At 75.9% G+C, this 16753-nt stretch carries 13 protein-coding genes; 3 read left to right on the top strand and 10 right to left on the bottom strand.

Annotated elements, in window-relative coordinates:
* Positions 1-9: 9 nt before the first annotated feature.
* The 3 genes from BLR33_RS19955 to BLR33_RS19945 all read right to left on the bottom strand — a co-directional run bounded on the left by BLR33_RS19955 (position 10) and on the right by BLR33_RS19945 (position 2979).
* Complete coding sequence (locus BLR33_RS19955; RefSeq protein WP_093785869.1) at positions 10-927, bottom strand: hypothetical protein; 918 nt, start codon at positions 925-927, stop codon at positions 10-12.
* A 70-nt stretch (positions 928-997) separates the two neighbouring features.
* Complete coding sequence (locus tag BLR33_RS19950; RefSeq protein ID WP_093785868.1) at positions 998-2110, bottom strand: protein kinase family protein; 1113 nt, start codon at positions 2108-2110, stop codon at positions 998-1000.
* On the bottom strand, positions 2107-2979 hold the full coding sequence (locus BLR33_RS19945; protein ID WP_093785867.1) for an NUDIX hydrolase: 873 nt from the start codon (positions 2977-2979) through the stop codon (positions 2107-2109). The genes BLR33_RS19950 and BLR33_RS19945 overlap by 4 nt, the downstream gene beginning before the upstream one ends.
* Positions 2980-3171: 192 nt before the next feature.
* Between BLR33_RS19945 and BLR33_RS19940 the strand changes: the two genes are divergently transcribed.
* Positions 3172-3576: a DUF962 domain-containing protein gene (locus BLR33_RS19940; protein WP_093785866.1), complete on the top strand. Its 405-nt coding sequence runs from the start codon at positions 3172-3174 to the stop codon at positions 3574-3576.
* A 47-nt stretch (positions 3577-3623) separates the two neighbouring features.
* Here the strand turns inward: BLR33_RS19940 and BLR33_RS19935 are convergent, their stop codons facing one another.
* The 4 genes from BLR33_RS19935 to BLR33_RS19920 form a co-directional block, all read right to left on the bottom strand.
* Positions 3624-4232, bottom strand: coding sequence for a GTP-binding protein (locus BLR33_RS19935; RefSeq protein ID WP_093785865.1), 609 nt, complete (start codon positions 4230-4232; stop codon positions 3624-3626).
* A gap of 69 nt (positions 4233-4301) precedes the next feature.
* Positions 4302-4697, bottom strand: coding sequence for a DUF742 domain-containing protein (locus tag BLR33_RS19930; RefSeq protein WP_093785864.1), 396 nt, complete (start codon positions 4695-4697; stop codon positions 4302-4304).
* A 35-nt stretch (positions 4698-4732) separates the two neighbouring features.
* Positions 4733-5158, bottom strand: a complete 426-nt coding sequence (locus BLR33_RS19925; RefSeq protein WP_093785863.1) for a roadblock/LC7 domain-containing protein — start codon at positions 5156-5158, stop codon at positions 4733-4735.
* Positions 5155-7848: a nitrate- and nitrite sensing domain-containing protein gene (locus BLR33_RS19920; protein ID WP_245771524.1), complete on the bottom strand. Its 2694-nt coding sequence runs from the start codon at positions 7846-7848 to the stop codon at positions 5155-5157. Before BLR33_RS19920 ends, BLR33_RS19925 begins: the two co-directional genes overlap by 4 nt.
* Before the next feature lie 167 nt (positions 7849-8015).
* Here BLR33_RS19920 and BLR33_RS19915 point away from each other — a divergent pair, with 167 nt between their 5' ends.
* Entirely contained in the window at positions 8016-8408 is a 393-nt protein-coding gene (locus BLR33_RS19915) for a hypothetical protein (protein WP_322987173.1), read from the top strand.
* Between the two features lie 108 nt (positions 8409-8516).
* Here the strand turns inward: BLR33_RS19915 and BLR33_RS19910 are convergent, their stop codons facing one another.
* The 3 genes from BLR33_RS19910 to BLR33_RS19900 all read right to left on the bottom strand — a co-directional run bounded on the left by BLR33_RS19910 (position 8517) and on the right by BLR33_RS19900 (position 15780).
* Positions 8517-13226: a hypothetical protein gene (locus tag BLR33_RS19910; RefSeq protein WP_093785861.1), complete on the bottom strand. Its 4710-nt coding sequence runs from the start codon at positions 13224-13226 to the stop codon at positions 8517-8519.
* Between the two features lie 72 nt (positions 13227-13298).
* On the bottom strand, positions 13299-14123 hold the full coding sequence (locus BLR33_RS19905; protein WP_093785925.1) for a hypothetical protein: 825 nt from the start codon (positions 14121-14123) through the stop codon (positions 13299-13301).
* A 151-nt stretch (positions 14124-14274) separates the two neighbouring features.
* Positions 14275-15780, bottom strand: a complete 1506-nt coding sequence (locus tag BLR33_RS19900) for a hypothetical protein (protein WP_093785860.1) — start codon at positions 15778-15780, stop codon at positions 14275-14277.
* A 154-nt stretch (positions 15781-15934) separates the two neighbouring features.
* On the opposite strand from BLR33_RS19900, the gene BLR33_RS19895 reads away from it, so the two are divergent.
* Entirely contained in the window at positions 15935-16696 is a 762-nt protein-coding gene (locus BLR33_RS19895) for a LamB/YcsF family protein (protein WP_093785859.1), read from the top strand.
* The last annotated feature ends 57 nt before the right edge of the window (positions 16697-16753 follow it).

Raw genomic sequence — 16753 nt, 5'->3', positions numbered from 1 at the left:
GGTCGGCGGTCAGCGGTCCAGTGGGGCCAGGGCGCGGGCGACGGAGGGGCCGGCCGTGGAGCCGATGTCCGCGAGGTCGGCCAGGCCCGCCGCGAGGTCGATCGCCTCCTCGCCGAGGCCGACGGTGAGCGCGATCGTCTCGCACACCGCGTCGAGGTCGTCCAGTTCGATGACGTTCTGGCCGAGCAGCTTGCGCCAGACGCCGAGCACCTCCTGGTTGCCGGCGTAGGAGGCGCCGGCCGGGAGGATGTAGAACACGTGGAACTTGCGGCGCAGTTCGGCCAGGATCACCGGCAGCGGGATGTCCTCGGCGACGCTGTCGCCCAGGACGGCGCGCACCTCGCGGGACTTGACCCTGCCGTAGGGCAGCTCGTCGCCGATGAGGAACAGGTAGCCGCGCCGGCCGCGCTTCTCGTGGCAGTCCAGGGCGGTGTGCCGGGCCATGGCGTACATGGCGAGTTCGTAGGACTCGCTCATCTGGCCGCCGCCCCCGCCCTCCAGCAGGATGTTGCCCAGTTGCTCGTCCATGCGGTTGTCGGACTCGAACTGCCCGAGCTGCAGGGGCACCCGGTCGCAGGTGGCGTCGCCGACCGCGCCGAAGAGGATCTGCGGGTGCGCGGTGTAGCCCTTGCGCAGCAGCAGCCCGAACAGGTCGGGCAGCTTGGTCTGCAGCACGCGCGGGACGCCGCCCATGGAGCCGGTGACGTCGAAGAGGACGGAGATCGCCAGCGAGGTGGGGTGCTCCTGCGAGTCCCGGCTCTCGCGCACGGTCAGGCCCTTGGGGTCCAGCGACGGGTGCGCGCTCCAGCCGGAGCGGGAGGTGCGGGACTTGACGCTGTCGCTGTAGGCGAAGGCGCCGGTGCCGGCGGCCCTGCGGTAGCGCTCGGCGGCGTCGTAGACGTTGGTGGACCAGCTTCCGCTTCCCATGGTGTTCCCCCTTGGTGTGCCGGGCGTGCGGCCCGGTGGGTTGTGGTGTGTGGTGCGCGCTCGCGCGGCCTCAGACGCCGGGCATCGCGAACGGCCGGAAGGTGCGCGGCCCGTAGAGCCCTTCGAGCAGGTCGTCCAGGTCGGCCAGGAGCTGCCAGGCGTCCTGCGGGCGGTCCTCCTGCGAGCGCAGGGTGCAGGCGTGCAGGAAGGCGCGCATCGGGCCGGGTGCCCGGTCGCCCATCAGGTCGCGGACCAGGCACGAGGCGAGGTGGATGTCGGTGGCGGGCGAGGCCGGCAGGTGCGCGCGGACCTCGGGCGGATAGGTGGCGGCGTGGCGGTGGAGCAGCACCGGCACGTCGGTGCCCACGGCGGTGGCGTAGCACCAGTCGGCGAGCACCACGCCGTGCAGCTCCGGGTGGATCAGGACGTGTTCGGCGAAGACGGCGCCGTGCACCAGGCCGGCGCGGTGGGCCCAGCCGAGGCCGGTGAGCAGGCGGCGCCACGTCCAGGCCGCGTCCCGCGGGTCGAGGCCGCCGGGGTGGGCGGCGGCGACCTCGGCGAGGGTGTGGAAGCCGGTCAGCGGCGCGAGGACGTTCGCCCGGCGCTCGGTGTTGTCGGGTTCGAAGTGGCGGAAGCTCTCCAGCAGTGCGGTCGCGTAGGCGCGGTGCCTCGGCTCGGCGACGGTGTCCAGCCGGGTGAGCACGTCGGCCTCGTGCTCCATGAGGTCGTTGTCCCGCGGGTGCCGGGCGATCTTGAGGACGGCGGAGTGCCGCCGGTCGCCGCTGCGGTACTCGACGGGGTGGAGGTCGGCGATGTCGCCCCGGGCGAGCAGCGGGCCGAGCAGGTAGCGGTGGCGGGGGCCGACGACGTACGCCGCGTCCTCCGGCACCTCGAACTCCGGGTCGTACGGCGGGCTCTGGGGATCGCCGCCCAGACCGTCCCGGCCGCCCTGGGCGCGGGTGCCGGCGCGCTGCCGGTCGCGCCAGAGGGCGGCCAGGCGGGCGAAGGCGGCGGTGGCCTGGCGCTGGCGGTCGGCCGGGGCGGTGTCGGGGTGGAGCAGCCGGGCGAGCTGCCGGTAGCGGCGGCCGGCCCGTACGGGGTCGGTGGCGAAGGGGGTGGCGTCCAGCTGGGCCAGCGCCTCGTCGAACGTGTGCGGCGCGGCCCAGGCGCGGGCGGCGCTCACCGCACACCCGCCTCGCGGTCCGGGCGCAGCAGCGCCGGGTGCAGCAGGCGGGCGTCACCGGCCCGGTAGAGGCGGGCACGGGGGCCGCCCTTGCTGCCGGGGCGGCTGTCGGTCTCGCCGGTGGACTCCACGAAGCCGGGCACCGAGAGCACCTTGCGGTGGAAGTTGCCGGCGTGCAGGGGCGCGCCCCACACCGTCTCGTAGACCGCCCGCAGTTCGCTGATGGTGAAGGTCTCGGGGAGGAAGGCGGTGGCCAGCGGGGTGTACTCGATCTTCGCGCGGGCGCGCTCCAGGGCGTCGGCGAGGATCGCGTCGTGGTCGAAGGCGAAGCCCTCGGGGGCGTCGGCGGAAAGAGGCCGGCGGCCGGTACCACCCCCGTAGGTCCCGGGCCGCCGGCCCCGCTCGAAGGGACGCCCCACCGCCGTCGCCGGTTGCTCGGCCGCGGCGATCGCCTCCAGGGGCAGCCACCGGGCGCCGGCCGCGTCACCGCCGGGGCGGGCGTCGGGCAGGCCGGGTGCGAAGGCGACGTAGGCGACCGAGACCACGTGCATGCGCGGGTCGCGGTCCGGGCGCCCGTAGGAGCCGAGCTGTTCGAGGTGCACCCGGTCCAGGGACGCCGCCTCCAGGCCGGTCTCCTCGGCGAGTTCGCGTGCCGCCGCCTCGTCCAGCGACTCGCGCCCGGCCCGCACGAAGCCGCCGGGCAGCGCCCACTCCCCCGCGTACGGAGGCCCGCCCCTGCGCACGGCGAGGACGTGCAGCCGGCCCTCGCGCAGGGTCAGGACGACCACGTCGACGGTGACGGCGATCGGGTCGAACTCCCGCGGGTCGTACGCGTCGAGGAACTCCCTCTCCTCCTGCGGCGTGTCCATCGCGGCCTCCCCTTGCCACCCGAGTCGTTCTCAAAATGAGTCTTTCTCGCTACGAGAAGAACATAGCACGCACGGCTGCCTCTGCCCAGGGGTTCGCGTGCCGCCAATCACCGGGCAGGAGAAGGGAGTCAGCAAACACCGCCTTTCGCCCGGCCCCCTGACAGCACCCGGCTGCGGCGCTACGGTGCGGGGATGGCGAAGCAGACCTTCGGCTCCTTCGAGGATTTCTGGCCCTACTACGTGGCGATGCATTCCAAGGCCGCCACCCGCTGGGTGCACCTGGCCGGCACCCTGACCGGGCTCGCGGTCGCCGGCTGGGGGATCGCGCGCGGGCGCGCCCGGTACGCGGCCGCGCTGCCGCTCATCGGCTACGGCACCGCCTGGCCCGCGCACTTCCTGATCGAGAAGAACAACCCGGCGACCTTCGGGCACCCCGGCTGGTCGCTGCGCGGCGACGTCCTGATGATCACGACGATGCTCGCCGGGCGGGACTCCGAACTCGCCGAGACCGCGGCCAAGTGGCTCGCGGAGCACGGCGGCACGCGGGACATCGAAAACACGGCGGACGCAGCGGTGGCGCCCGGCGACGAGGGCTGACCGCGGCCGGACGGCTCTACGGCCGCCCTACCAGGGGGACCCGGCGGTCAAGCGCCGGCCGGCGCCCGCTGGGCGGCGGCGACATAGGCGGCGTGCTCGACCACCGTGATGAGCACGTTCTTCGCCGACTCGCGCTCGCGCGCGTCGCACAGCACCACCGGCGTGCCCGGGTCCAGGTCCAGCGCCTCCCGCACGGTCTGCGGGTCGTGCAGTTCGGCGCCCTCGAAGCAGTTGACCGCGATCGAGAAGGGGATGCCGCGCTGCTCGAAGTAGTCGACCGCGGCGAAGCAGTCGGCGAGCCTGCGGGTGTCGGCGAGGACTACCGCGCCGAGCGCCCCTTGCGCCAACTCGTCCCACAGGAACCAGAAGCGGTCCTGCCCGGGCGTGCCGAACAGGTAGAGCACCAGGTCCTCGCGCAGGGTGATGCGGCCGAAGTCCATCGCGACGGTGGTGGTGTTCTTGCCCTCCACACCCGAGACGTCGTCCACCGGGCGGCCCAGCTCGCTCAGCGACTCCTCGGTGCGCAGCGGACGGATCTCGCTGACGGAGCCCACGAGCGTCGTCTTGCCTGCCCCGAAGCCGCCGGCCACCAGCAGCTTGAGCGCCATCGGCTCGGCGGCGGGCTCGATACGGCGGTCGGTGCGCGCCATGGCCATGGTCTCTTCTCTACTTCTCGGGATCGCAACGGACGGGGGACGTACGGGCCTTACCAGTGCCGGCCGGCGTCACAGCGCGCGCAGGCCGTTGATCACGTCGCGCAGGATGCTCTCGTCGGGCAGCTCCGCGGGCGGTACGGGGCGGTGGATGTGCACATGGGCCGCCTCCAGCAGGTCGCCGACGAGCACCCGGACCACGCCCACCGGCAGGTCCAGGTCCGCCGCCAGCTCGGCGACGGACAGCGCCTGGTACTGGCAGCGTTCGATGATGTCCAGGTGTTCGGGCGTCAGGTCCGGGTCGTCCGCCGGCGGGTCGCCCTCGCCGGGCGCGTGCCGGGTCACGACCAGGGCGATCAGGTCGAGCTTCGCCTCCGCGGCATGGCTGGTGCGGCCCCTGGTCATCGCATAGGGCCGCACCACCGGTCCTGCCGCGTCGTCGTACCACCGGTCCGATTCAGAAGCCATGAGCCCTGTTCACCCCGTATCGGTCAGCTCATCGGTCAGGTGCTGAGCACCGTGCCGCCGCCGTCGCGCCGCGGAGCCGCGGCCAGGTGCGCCCCCACTCGCTTGACCAGCAGCGCCATCTCGTACGCCACCTGGCCGACGTCGGACTCGGAGTCGGTGAGCACGGCCAGGCAGCTGCCGTCGCCCGCCGAGGTCACGAACAGGAACGCCTCGTCGAGTTCGACGATGGTCTGGCGGACCTGCCCGGCGTCGAAGTGCCGTCCGACGCCCTTGGCCAGGCTGTGGAAGCCGGAGGCGACGGCGGCCAGGTGCTCGGAGTCCTCCCGGGTCAGCCCGTCGGAGGCGCCGATGGCCAGGCCGTCCCCGGAGAGCACCAGGGCCTTGCGGATACTGGCCACCCTGGTGACCAGATCGTCGAGAAGCCAGCTCAGCTCTCGGGTCGGGCTGGATGGTGCCGTCATCGGGCGTTCCCCTCAGAAGATGTCGTTCGCGGTGCGGGTGTCGCTGGGTCGTCGTCGGGCTCGGCGTCCGGATCGGCCGCGCGGCCCCGTGTCCAGCCGCGCTGCAGCGCGGCCATCCTGTCGCGTACCTCTTCGGCGGACCGCTCGCGGGCGGCCGCCTCCTGCTCGCGCCGCTCGGGCGGCGCGGCCTGCCGCAGCTGCGGCGCCAGGCTCGCCTGCCGGACCCGGCGGGGCAGCACGCTGCCGCCGCCTGCCGGCGGGGGCGGCGATGCCGAGCCGCCGCGCAGGTCCGCGGCGGGTGCCGGGCGGGCCGGCGGGAGCGGTGCGGGCCGCACCACGGTGCCGGGTTCGGGCCTGGCGTGCTCCTCCGGCGGGAGCGGGGCGGCCGCGACGGGCGCGGCCTGCTCGGCGGCAGGACCCGCCGTCGGCGCGGGCCCGGCCGGTTCGGCGTCGGCGGCGGTCACGGCCGCGCCTTCGTCAGGCTGCCCGTCCGCCGCGTCCGGTTCCTGCGGGCTTTCCTGCGGTCCTTCCTGGGGGCGGCCGACCGGGCGGCCGCGGTCGGCGACCAGGACGGGTGCCCGGCGGCGGCGCCGGGGCAGCCCGAGCGGGCCGTCCGGCTCGGGGGCCGTGGGGGTGAAGGGGTCGTCGGCGTGCGCCGCGTGCTGGCGTTCGCCGCCGGCGCCGTCCAGGCCCCACTGGCGGAAGGTGTGCTCGGTGTCCTCGCTCCTGGCGGGTGCCGGGACGGACTCGATCCGGGTGGAGCCGGTGTCCTCGCCGCTCTCGGTGAGCAGGCCGGAGGGGATGAGCACGACCGCGGTGGTGCCGCCGTAGGGCGACTGGCGCAGCGAGACCCGCACGCCGTGCCGCTGGGCGAGGCGGCCGACGACGAACAGGCCGAGCCGGTCGGTGTCCGACAGCTCGAACTCGGGTGTCTCGGCGAGCCGCAGGTTCGCCTCGAGGAGGGCGTCGGGGGTCAGGCCCAGGCCGCGGTCGTCGATCTCCAGGACGAATCCGTTGGCGACGTGGTCGCCGTGCAGCCGCACCTGCGTGGTGGGCGGCGAGAACACCGCGGCGTTCTCGATGAGTTCGGCGAGCAGGTGGGTGAGGTCGGCCACGGCGGCGCCGGCGACGGCCAGCCGGGGCAGGCGGCGCACCTCGATCCGCTCGTAGTCCTCGACCTCGGCGACGGCGGCGCGCACGACGTCCATCAGCTGCACCGGCTTGCGCCACTGCCGCGAGGGGGCGGCGCCGGAGAGGATGACCAGGCCCTCGGCGTGCCGCCGCATGCGGGTGGTCATGTGGTCCAGGCGGAAGAGGTCGGCGAGTTCCTCGGGCGCCTCGGTGCGGCGCTCCATGGCGTCGAGCAGGGTCAGCTGGCGGTGCAGCAGGACCTGGCTGCGGCGGGCGAGGTTGACGAAGACGTCGGAGACGCCCTTGCGCATGTCGGCCTGGCGCACGGCGGCCTCGACGGCGGCCCGCTGCAGGGTGTTGAGGGCCTGGCCGACCTGGCCTATCTCGTCGTGGGCGTAGCTGAGTTTGGGCACCTCGGTCTCGACGTCGACCGCCTCGCCCGCGGCCAGGCGCCGCATCACGTGCGGCAGGCGGGTGCCGGCGACCTCCGCCGCCTCCTGGCGCAGGCCGGTCAGGTCGCGGATCAGGCCGCGGCCGATGCGGACCGACACCAGCACCGAGGCGACCACAGCGATCAGGCCCAGGCCGCCGGCCAGCGCCGCCTCCACGATCAGCCGGGTGGGCACGGTGGCCAGGCGGTCGCCGAACTCGGTGTCGACGGTGGGGTTGACCTTGCCGAGCACGCCGAGCGCGTTCCCGGCGACGGAGGGCCAGGAGTCGTGCGCGGCGACGATGGGCGCGTCGGCGGCGTCGGCCGCCACGACGTCGTCCTGCGCCGAGCGCAGCTTCTTGGCGCCGGCGCTGTTCAGGAAGCCGTCGTAGGGCGCGCGGTAACGGGCGTCGAGCGCGGGGAGGTTGTCGTCGTAGTAGCCGCGTTCCAGGGCCACGGCGGAGCGGAAGGCGGTCAGTTCGGCGCCGCTCATCCGGCCGGTGCTGATGGCGGCGCTCAGCAGGGCGTCCTGGCGGCTGAGTTCCTCGTCGGCGCGGGCCAGGCCGATCACCGAGCGACGCTGGATCTCCAGGTCGACGCTGTCCAGCACGTTGAGGTTGTCGAAGAGGGCGAGGCCGGGGCCGACCAGGTCGTCGTAGCCGGTGTAGGTGGCCTCGCGGCTGCTCCTGCCCTTGCCCACGGTGTCCACGGCGGCGCGCAGCGCGGGCAGGCCGCGGATGCCGGTGAGGAAGCGGTCCAGGCCGGTGCGGGCGCGGTCGTCGAGGCTGTTGCGCACGCGGACGGCGCTGCTGCTGGTGCGGAGCCTGGCGATGGCCGCGTCGGTGGCCTGTTCCTGCTTGTCCAGGGCACCGCGGGCCTTGGCGTCGCGGTTGCCCGCGGCGTAGAGCAGGGCGGCCTTGCGCTCCTGCTGGAGGTCGGCGACCACGGCCCAGGCGGGCAGGACGACGTTGTCGGTCATCAGGCGCACGTCGGGGCGGCCGAACACCGCGCGCGAGGTGATCGTCGCGGCGAAAATCCAGATGGCGGTGAGGGACACCAGCGGAATCAGCAGCAGCGCCACGATCTTCCGGCGGATCGTCGTCCCGCGAAAGCGCATGGCCTCCCCCATGTCCCGCCCCTGTCCGGGGTCCCGGTGCGGTCTGCAAACGGCGCGAGCCTACTACTGCCACTGCTGTAACTCGAAAGTCCGTCTGAGTGGTTGATCCCGTCTGGCCGGAAACGTACTACCCCTGTGAGTGCTGAATGCACATGGGTGTTTCGGGGCAGGGACCCGTCATGGAGGACGAACGCCGAACGGTGTGGGAGGAGCAGCCCGTGGGGACCCCGCGGCTGCCCGACCCGGTCCGCGCGGCCGCCGTACGGGCGGTGCTGATAGCGGCCGTGGCCCTGGTGGAGACGGTGGTGGCGGTGCTCCTGGCCGCCGGGCACTCGTGGCTGTCCGCGCCCATGACGCTGTGCACGGTGCTCACCAGCGTGGTGGCGAGCTGGGCGGTGCTGGACGTGTGGGTGACCCGGCAGGTGTGGAACCAGCGCAACGGGGTGGTCTCCAGCCCGAGCAGCGCGGCCCGGGCGCTGCGCAAGGAGCGCCGCAGGGCCCGGCGGGCGGCGCGGGCGGCGGCCCGCGGGAGGCGCGGAAGGCCGCACATACTGCACATGCACCGCGTCTGAGGGCGGCGCTCCCGGGCCCCTGCGAGGGACCGCGAAGCTCCCCGAAAGCTCCGCCGTTCCTCCTTCGAAGCCCCGCGAAAAGTTTCCGAGGGCTTTCCTGGAGCCGCCTCAGGCGCCGCCCGCCGCCGCCTCCGCGGGCCTGCGGAAGACCCGGGTCGCGGTGATCTCGCCGTGCACCTGCTCGCCCTGCGGGGCGGGCGCCGGCAGTCCCGGCCGCAGGTGCTCCTCCACGCTGATGTACTTCAGGCCCGCGCGCAGGTCCGCGTCGTTGCGCAGTCGCACCACGAGCGGGAACTCCGCGAGGGCCGTGGTGTCGAACAAGCCGGTGGTGTAGAGGAGCTGGACGCCGAGGGCGTCGGCGACCGCGCGCTGCAGTTCCAGCAGGTAGGTGGCGTTGGCCCGGCCGATCGGGTTGTCCAGGAAGAGGGTGCCGGCGTGGCGGCGGCGCTCGCGGCCGCGGTCGTTGCTGCGCAGGGCGGCCATGGTGCAGTACAGCGCGATGGCGGCGGTGAGCAGCTGGCCGCCGGAGAAGACGTCGCCCATCTGGCCGACGGGGACGCGCTCGGCGCGCAGCACCGCGTCGGGCTTGAGGATCTCCACGGCCACCCCGCGCGGTTCGAGGGCGGCGGCCACCGCGCGCAGCAGCAGCGTCATGCCGTCCCGGCGCAGGTCGGAGTTCTTGCGGACGGCGGCGCGGGTGGCCTCGTCGATGACCTCGCCCAGGCGCTCGGTGAGCACCGCCTGGTCGGGGTCCTCGAAGCGGATGCGCAGGAACTCCTGGCCGGACCACTCGCCGAGGCCCTCGGGCAGCCGGGAGAGCCGCTGCGCGGAGCGCAGGGTGGCCAGGGAGGACTCCACCAGGCCGCGCAGCCGGTCCACGATGCTGTCGCGGTTGCGCTCCAACTGCTCCAGCTCGTCGGTCAGGACGCGCAGCCGGGGCGCGAAGGCGGCGGCCCAGGCGGCCGCGTGCTCGGGCAGTGCGGCCGCGGGCAGCTCGCGGACCTGCTGGCGGGCGGGGGTGCGGACCTGCTCGAAGCGGACCGCGTTGGCGTGCCGGACCAGGACGTCGCAGGCGTCGCGCACCCGGGTCTCGGCGGCGGCCAGGTCGGCGGCGCAGCCGCGCAGGGAGCGGCGGGCCTCGGCGGCGGCCCGCCGGGCGTCCTCCAACGCGGCCGGGTAGGGATCGGGTTCGTCGTCCTCCGCGGGTGCCTGGGGGCCCTCGCGGAGCAGGTCGCGCAGGAGTGCAGCGACCTCGTCGAAGCCGCCGGCGGCGTCCTCGGCGGCGCGGTGGGCGCGCACGACGTCGCTGTGGGCGCTCCTGGCCTCCTCCACCTCCTCGGTGCGGGCGGCGAGTTCGGCGGTGGCGGCGCGCAGCAGCTGCTGGGCGTGGTCGGCGTCGCGCGGCTGCAGGGAGTCGGGCAGCTCGGTGTGGGCGCCGCCTTCGGCCGGGGCCAGCCGCTCGGCCTCGCCGCGCAGCCGGCCCAGTTGCTCGCTGGCGGCGGACTGGCGCGACTCCAGGGTGTGGACGAGCTGTTCGGCGCGGGCTGCGGCGGCCTGGCGGGAGGGGCCGTCGGCCCCGTCGGGCCCTTCCAGGAGCTGGGCGGCGCGGCTGCGGACCTTGTTGGTGAGCCGCTCCAGCTCGGCGAGGGCGGCGGCCTCGGTGCTCTCGGCGCGGGCCTGTTCGGCCCGCAGGTCGGCGCCGACCCCGACCTGCTCGTAGACCTGGGAGGCGGCCCGGTACGCCTCGCGCAGGGCGGGCAGCGAGGGCCGGTCGGCCGCGGTGTCCTGCGCGGGGTCGGCGGCCTCGGGCTCGTCGGGGGCGCCGGCGACCTCGGAGCGCTCGGCGCGCAGGGCGCGGGCGGTGCGGCGGGCGTCGTCGGAGGCGCGCTGGGCGGCCCTGCGGTCCTCGTCGGCGGCGCGGGCCTCGGCGAGGCAGGTCTCGGCGCGGGCGTCGGCCTCGGCGGCGTCCGCGGCCAGTTCGCGGGCCCGGCGCTGCCAGCCGGCGCGTTCGCGCAGCCGGTGCGCCAGGCCCGCCAGGGCGTCGGCGCGGCGGCGGGCCTGCTCGGCGGCGGCGCGGGCGGTATCGCTCGCCGCCGCGGTCCCGGCGGCTGCCGCGTCGGCCTCCGCGCGCTCCTCGCGGACGGCGGCCAGGTCGCCGCGGGCGGCCTCGGCGGCCTCTTCGGCCGCCGCGGCGTCCGCGGCGAGTTCGGCGAGCCGGCCGGGCGGGCAGGAGCCGCGCCAGGAGGCGAGGCGGGCGGCGAGCGTGCGGTCGTGGGCCAGGCGCGCGGCCAGGGCCCGGATCTCCTCCTCGCGCGCGGTGGCGCGGGCCCGCAGTTCCTGCCGCTCGCCGTCGGCGGCGACCTCGTCGTGCATCGCCGGGTTGGGCGGGACGAGGAAGACGTCGGGGGCCCGGTCGGCGGGCGGCGGCGGGGCGAGCAGGGCGGCGGCGGTGCCGACCGCGACGGTGGAGCGCGGCAGGAGCGCGGCCTGGCCCAGGGCCTCGCGGGCGCGGGCGTACGAGCCGGGGTCGGTGATGACGACGCCGTCGACGAGTTCGGGCCGGGCGGCCATCACCGCGGCGTGGTCGGCCGGGTCGACGGCCTGGGCGAGGTAGCGCCAGCCGGGCAGGGCGGGGATGCCGTGCTCGCCGAGGTACTCCACAGTGGCGAGCACGTCGGGGCCGGGCGGGAGCAGGCCGCCGTCGCCGAGGGCGCCGAGGATGCGGGCGTCGTCGGCCGCGGCGGTGCGCAGGTCGAACAGCTGCCGCTCGGCAGTGGCGACGGCGGTGTCGAGCAGTTCGCGCAGGTGCTCGGCGGCCCTTTCCAGGGAGGGGCCGTCAAAGGAGCCGAGGGCGGGGTCGGGCGAAGGGCCGGCGGCTTCGGGTGCCTCCCCGGTGTGTCCCCGCGCGCCGTCCCGTACGGCCTCGGGGGCGCCGCCCTGCGCGGGGACCAGGCCGCGGGCGGGCTCCTCGGTGCCGGCGAGGCCGAGCAGGGCGGCCGCGCGGGGGTCGGCGAGGATGCCCTCGATCTCGGTCCGCGCGGTGCGGTGGGCGGTCCTGGCCGCGGTGCGGGCGTCGGCGGCCCGGGCGGCGGCGAGTTCGGCGCGCGCCTCCGCCGCGGCGGCCTCGCGGGCGCGTACGGCCTCGGCGGCGGCCGCGGCCGCGGTGGTGCGGGCGGTCTCGTCGGCGGCGCGTTCGGCGTCGGAGGCGGCCAGGGCCGCGCGGGCGGGGTCGGCGTCGGGCGCGGAGTCGTCGAGCCAGCCGGCCCGCACCGCCTCGGCGGTCTCCTGCGCCACCTCGGTCAGCCGCTGCCCGAGGTGGCCGGCCTCGCTGCGGGCCCGCTGTGCCTCGGTGGCCGCGGCGGTGGCGGCCCGCTGGGCGCTCTCGGCGGCCTCCTGCAGCTCGGCCGAGCGGGCCTCCTCCTCGTCGGCCCGGCGCTCGGCGCCCGCGGCGGCCGCCTGCAGGGCGCGGACGAGGTCGGCGGCGGCCCGGGTGCGGGCGGCCAGGGCGGGCGCGGCGTCGCGCTCGGCCTCGCGGATGGCGGCGGTGACGCGGGCCAGCCGGTCGCCTGCCGCGCGCTGGCGCAGCACGGTCTCGGCGGCCTGCCAGGCGGCGTGCAGGGTGCGGGCGTCGGTGAGCTCGCGGCGCAGCGCGGCGGCGCCCTTCTCGGCCGCGGCCAGGGCCAGTGAGGCGTGGCGGTAGGCGAGTTCGGCGGCGATGCGGGCGCTGCCGGCGTGCGCCTGCTCGGTGTCGGTGACGGCGTGGGCGGCCTGGGCCATGTGCCCGGCGAGTTCGGCGGCGCGGCCGCGCTCCTGGCGGGCGCGGGCGGACAGCTGGCGGGTCAGGGCGCGGGTGCGGCGCTCGGCCTGGGCGTGCACGGCGCGCGCCTGGTCCCGGGCGGCGGCGGCCTCGACGATCCGGTCGAGCAGGTCCAGGGAGCCGGCGGTGAAGTCGCGTTCGGCGGTGAGTTCGGCGCGGCGGCCGAGCTTGCCGGCGAAGCCGTGTACGAGGTCCGCCAGGCCGTCGGTGTCGCGGGTGTCGGTGACCGCGCGCAGCAGCAGGTCGGTGAAGTCGGAGTCCTTCTTCACGGCGAACAGACCGGCGGCCTCGCCCTCGTCGGCGTTCATCTCGCGCTGGTAGCGGAAGAGTTCGGGGTCCAGGCCGAGGTCGCCCAGGTGTTCGTTCCAGCGGTCGTGGACCTCCTCCCAGACGACCTCCAGGTGCGGGTACGCCTTGGCGGCCTCGGTGAGGGCGTCGCGGAAGCCCTTCATGGTGCGGCGCCGGCCGCGCGCCCCCGAGGCGCCCTCGGCGGCGGGCCGCACCGAGGTGGCCTCGGCGACCGGCAGGTTGTCCAGGCCGAGGCCGGGGCCGGGCCGGAAGGAGTACCAGGCCTCGGCGAACTTCCGCGGGTCGGAGGAGACCTGGCGGCCGCGCCACTCGCTGACCTTGCCGACCACGACCAGCTCGCCGGTGACGGTGTGCTGCCACTCCAGGGCGACGTGGCCGCAGTCCTCCGCGAGCAGGAACTTGCGCAGCACCCCGGAGCTGGCGCCGCCCAGCGTGTTGCGGTGGCCGGGCAGCATCACCGAGAAGATCAGCTTCAGCAGCACCGACTTGCCGCCGCCGTTCTCCAGGAAGAGCACGCCCGCGGGCGCGGGGCGGCGCGGTGGCCCGGCGGGTTCGTCGGCGAAGAACTCCCCTTGCGCGGGCGCGGGCTGCGGCACCGGCTCGCCGACTCCGCGCAGGTCGAGCACGGTGTCGGCGTAGCGCGCGCCGGCGGGCCCGATGGAGTAGAGGCGGACGCGGGAAAGCTCGTACATGCGGGGGGCTCTCGTGCTCGGGTGGTCGGGGCGGGCGGGACGGGGCGTTGAGGGGGGATGCTGTTACGGGTGTCAGGCGTGGCTGTGGAAGGGCAGGCCCGCGTCGGCCACGAGGTCGTCGGCCTCGCCGTCGGCGGCGGGCACCAGCGTCGGGGTGCCGTCCGCGACGGGGACGACGCCGAGGTCGAGCAGTTCGGCCATGGCGGCGCTGCCGGCCATGTCGCGGACCTGCAACTGGTAGCGGGCGGTGGTGCGGTAGGTGCCGCCGGACTCGTCGCCGGTGCGCTGCAGGAAGCCGGAGTCGACGAGGAAGGCGACCGCCTTGGCGATGATGCCGGTGGTCGAACTCGCCAGGCGGCGGGCGTCCTTGGTGGCGCCGGTGGCGGTGCGGCGGGTGTAGACGCGCCAGGCGGCCTCCAGCCCGGGCGCGTCGCTGGCCGGGTCGGTGTTCTCGCCCTGCTCCTCGGCCCGCTCCTCCAGCCGCCGGCACGCCTGTCGCACGAAGGCGTCCACGCCGTGCACGGTGATGCGGCCGATGTAGCCGTCGTCGGCGAGGTCCTCGGGTCGGGGGAAGGCGAGGGCGGCGGTGGCGAGGTGGGCGAGGCCGTGCAGGAAGCGGTCGCCGGCGTCGGAGGCGGCGCGGCGGGCGTAGTCGCCCATGCGGACGGCGAAGACGGAGTCCTCGGCGGCGGTGACGGCCATGCCGGCGCGCGAGGAGACCTCCAGGACGACCAGGCCGAGGCCGGCGGCCACCGCGTCGGCCAGGCGGGCGAAGGCGGGGTCGTCGCGGTGGCGCCGCACCAGGTCGGCGTACTCGGTGTCGCGGGCGGGCACCAGCTTGGGCTGCAGGCCGAAGCCGACCAGGCGGGCGGCGTCGGCGACGTCGCCCGCGGTCACCGCGGGCGCGGACTCCCTGGCGTCGCGCGCCTCCCTGGCGCCCGGCTCCGCCGCCCGGTCCTCCCGGTACTCGCTCAACTCGGCTCCTTGACTGCGTGGGTTCGTGCTGGTGCCAGGGCGCGCCTTCCCTGCGGCGGCGCCGGTGCGGGCGTCACGGCTGCGGGGTCCCGGCGGCGAGGCGGGCGGTGCCGACGATGAGGTCCGCGCCGCCGAACTCCGGGTCGTCCAGCACGGTGCCGTCGTCCACGGCGAACAGCAGCCGCGGCTCGCCCTGCCGGTGGGCGGTGCCGACCGGCGGGGAGGCGGCGTGCACGGCGAGCAGGGCGACGAGGTAGGCCAGGTCGGGGTCGCCGCCGGCGCGGGCCTCGGCGAGCAGCCCGGACAGCCGCCGGGGCGCGTCGGGGGGCAGGTCCAGCAGGGCGAGGGCGGACTCCAGTTGCTCGTCACTGAACCGGGAGTCGTCGGGGGTGGCCACCAGGTCCGGCTCGGGCATCTCGGCGCCCAGGTGGTCGCGTTCGGCGGGCGGGGTGAGCAGCAGGTCGACCAGGTCGGTGACGCGGACGGCGCCCGGGGTGCGCAGGCCGGTGCCGCGGGCGAAGAAGGCGTCGGTGACCCGGGACGCCTGCTCGACCGGCAACGGCAGCAGGGGCGCGACCAGTTGGCCGTACAGGTCGAGGCCGGCCCGGGCGGGCGGGGCGGCGAACGCCTGGCGGTCCTGCTCGGCGCGGAAGAGCGGGCCGGCCTCCAGGAGGCGGGACTGCAGCTGGGTGTGGCGCCGGATGCAGTCCTTGACGATGTCCACCAGTTCGGCGGCCCGCCGCCGGTGCTCGGGGTCCTCCGCCTCGTCGCGCGCCTTGCGGATGTTGGTGAGGATCGCGTTCTCGTGCCGGTAGCGGTCGGCGACGTGGTCGAGCGCCTCGGTGATCATGTCGGGCACCCGCCGCAGCCAGTCGACCGCGCGGACGTTGCGCCGGGTGGCCTCCAGGGTGCGGCGCAGTGTCTCGGCGTACTGCACCGTGCGGTAGCGGGCCTGCTCGGCGGCGAGTTGGGCGTCGGCGAGGCGGCCGCGGCTGATCAGCACCTCCAGCTTGACCTCGGCGGCGATCTGGGCGCTGGTGACGTCGGTGTCCAGGGCGCCGACCAGGACGTTGACCGCCTCGTCGGTGGTCCGCAGGTAGACGCTTCCGCCGGGGCCCGGGACCTCCTCGATGAGCTTGAAGTCGTAGTCCCGCCGCACGTAGGCGCCGTCGGGGCCGAAGGTGCCGTAGACGGCGCGGAAGCCGCGGTCGGCGCTGCCGACGTTGATCAGGTTCTCCAGCACCCAGCGGGCCACCCGCTCGTGCTCGGCGGCCGAGCGGGTGGGTGCCTGGGCGGCGACGCGGGGCAGCAGCCTGGCCACTATCTGGTCGTGGTCCGCGCCGGTGTCGAAGTCCATGTGCAGGGTGACCAGGTCGATGGCGGCGAGCGCGATCTCGGCCATCGCGTAGACGCTGTACTCTCCGGCGAGGTTGGCCTTGCGGGAGTCCAGGTCGTGCAGCGGCGCGGTGCAGGCGAGGGCTCGCAGCCGGCGGGCCAGGCCCTCGTCGGCCGCGGGGCCCGGGGCGGGGCGCGCGGCCCCCGGCAGCGGGTGCGGCGCGTACGGGACGGTCGTGGTCACGCCCCACACATTAGGCGCTGGCACCGACAACGGCCCAAACGGCGCGGATGCGTACGGGGCGGGCGGCCGCACCGGGGTCCGCGCCGCCTCCGGGATGCTTCAATGGCCGGCAGGACAACGCAGGCGCACAGCAGTGGGACCCCGGGGCGGAATCATGGCGGAAGCGGCGATCGATCTCAACGCCGACCTCGGCGAGGGCTTCGGCCGCTGGTCGCTGACCGACGACGCGGCCCTGCTGTCGGTGGTGACGAGCGCGAACGTGGCGTGCGGCTTCCACGCCGGCGACCCGGCGACGATGCGGCGGGTGTGCGACCTGGCCGCCGAGCGGGGGGTGCGGATCGGCGCGCAGGTCTCCTACCGCGACCTGGCCGGCTTCGGCCGCCGCGCGATGGACGTGCCGGCCGACGAGCTCGCGGCCGAAGTGGCCTACCAGATCGGCGCCTTGGAGGTCTTCGCGCGGGCGGCGGGGGCCTCGGTGGCGTACGTGAAGCCGCACGGGGCGCTCTACAACCGGGTGGTGGACGACGCGGAGCAGGCGGCCGCGGTGGTCGCCGGCGTCCGGCTGGCCGGGCCGCTCCCGGTGCTCGGGCTGCCGGGCTCCCGGCTCCTCGCGGCGGCCGCGCGGGAAGGGCTGCCGGTGGTGCACGAGGCGTTCGCGGACCGCGCCTACACCGCGGCGGGCACCCTGGTGCCGCGCCGGGAGCCGCACGCGGTGGTGACCGACCCCGGCACCGTGGTGTCCCGCTCGGTGGGACTCGCCCGCGACGGCTGGGTGACGGCCGTGACGGGTCAGGAGGTGCAGGTCACGCCCCGCTCCCTGTGCGTCCACGGTGACACCCCCGGTGCCTCGGCACTTGCGGCGCGGGTACGGCGGGCGCTGGAGGACGCGGGGTTGCGGGTGGAGGCGTTCGCGTGAGGCGGGGCCAGCAGGCGGCGGGGCGGCGGGTACCGCCGGGCGCACCCCGCGTGAAGG

Source organism: Actinacidiphila guanduensis (genome assembly GCF_900103985.1).
Classification (GTDB): domain Bacteria; phylum Actinomycetota; class Actinomycetes; order Streptomycetales; family Streptomycetaceae; genus Actinacidiphila; species Actinacidiphila guanduensis.
Note: the sequence above shows the minus strand (reverse complement) of the source record. Positions and strands in the feature narration are given on the sequence as shown.

What these genes read in the sequence shown, in the direction of transcription:
- BLR33_RS19955 (WP_093785869.1), bottom strand. Translation starts at nt 927, where the DNA reads ATGGGAAGCGGAAGCTGGTCCACCAACGTCTACGACGCCGCCGAGCGC.
- BLR33_RS19945 (WP_093785867.1), bottom strand. Translation starts at nt 2,979, where the DNA reads ATGGACACGCCGCAGGAGGAGAGGGAGTTCCTCGACGCGTACGACCCG.
- BLR33_RS19940 (WP_093785866.1), top strand. Translation starts at nt 3,172, where the DNA reads ATGGCGAAGCAGACCTTCGGCTCCTTCGAGGATTTCTGGCCCTACTAC.
- BLR33_RS19935 (WP_093785865.1), bottom strand. Translation starts at nt 4,232, where the DNA reads ATGGCCATGGCGCGCACCGACCGCCGTATCGAGCCCGCCGCCGAGCCG.
- BLR33_RS19930 (WP_093785864.1), bottom strand. Translation starts at nt 4,697, where the DNA reads ATGGCTTCTGAATCGGACCGGTGGTACGACGACGCGGCAGGACCGGTG.
- BLR33_RS19925 (WP_093785863.1), bottom strand. Translation starts at nt 5,158, where the DNA reads ATGACGGCACCATCCAGCCCGACCCGAGAGCTGAGCTGGCTTCTCGAC.
- BLR33_RS19920 (WP_245771524.1), bottom strand. Translation starts at nt 7,848, where the DNA reads ATGGGGGAGGCCATGCGCTTTCGCGGGACGACGATCCGCCGGAAGATC.
- BLR33_RS19915 (WP_322987173.1), top strand. Translation starts at nt 8,016, where the DNA reads ATGGAGGACGAACGCCGAACGGTGTGGGAGGAGCAGCCCGTGGGGACC.
- BLR33_RS19910 (WP_093785861.1), bottom strand. Translation starts at nt 13,226, where the DNA reads ATGTACGAGCTTTCCCGCGTCCGCCTCTACTCCATCGGGCCCGCCGGC.
- BLR33_RS19895 (WP_093785859.1), top strand. Translation starts at nt 15,935, where the DNA reads ATGGCGGAAGCGGCGATCGATCTCAACGCCGACCTCGGCGAGGGCTTC.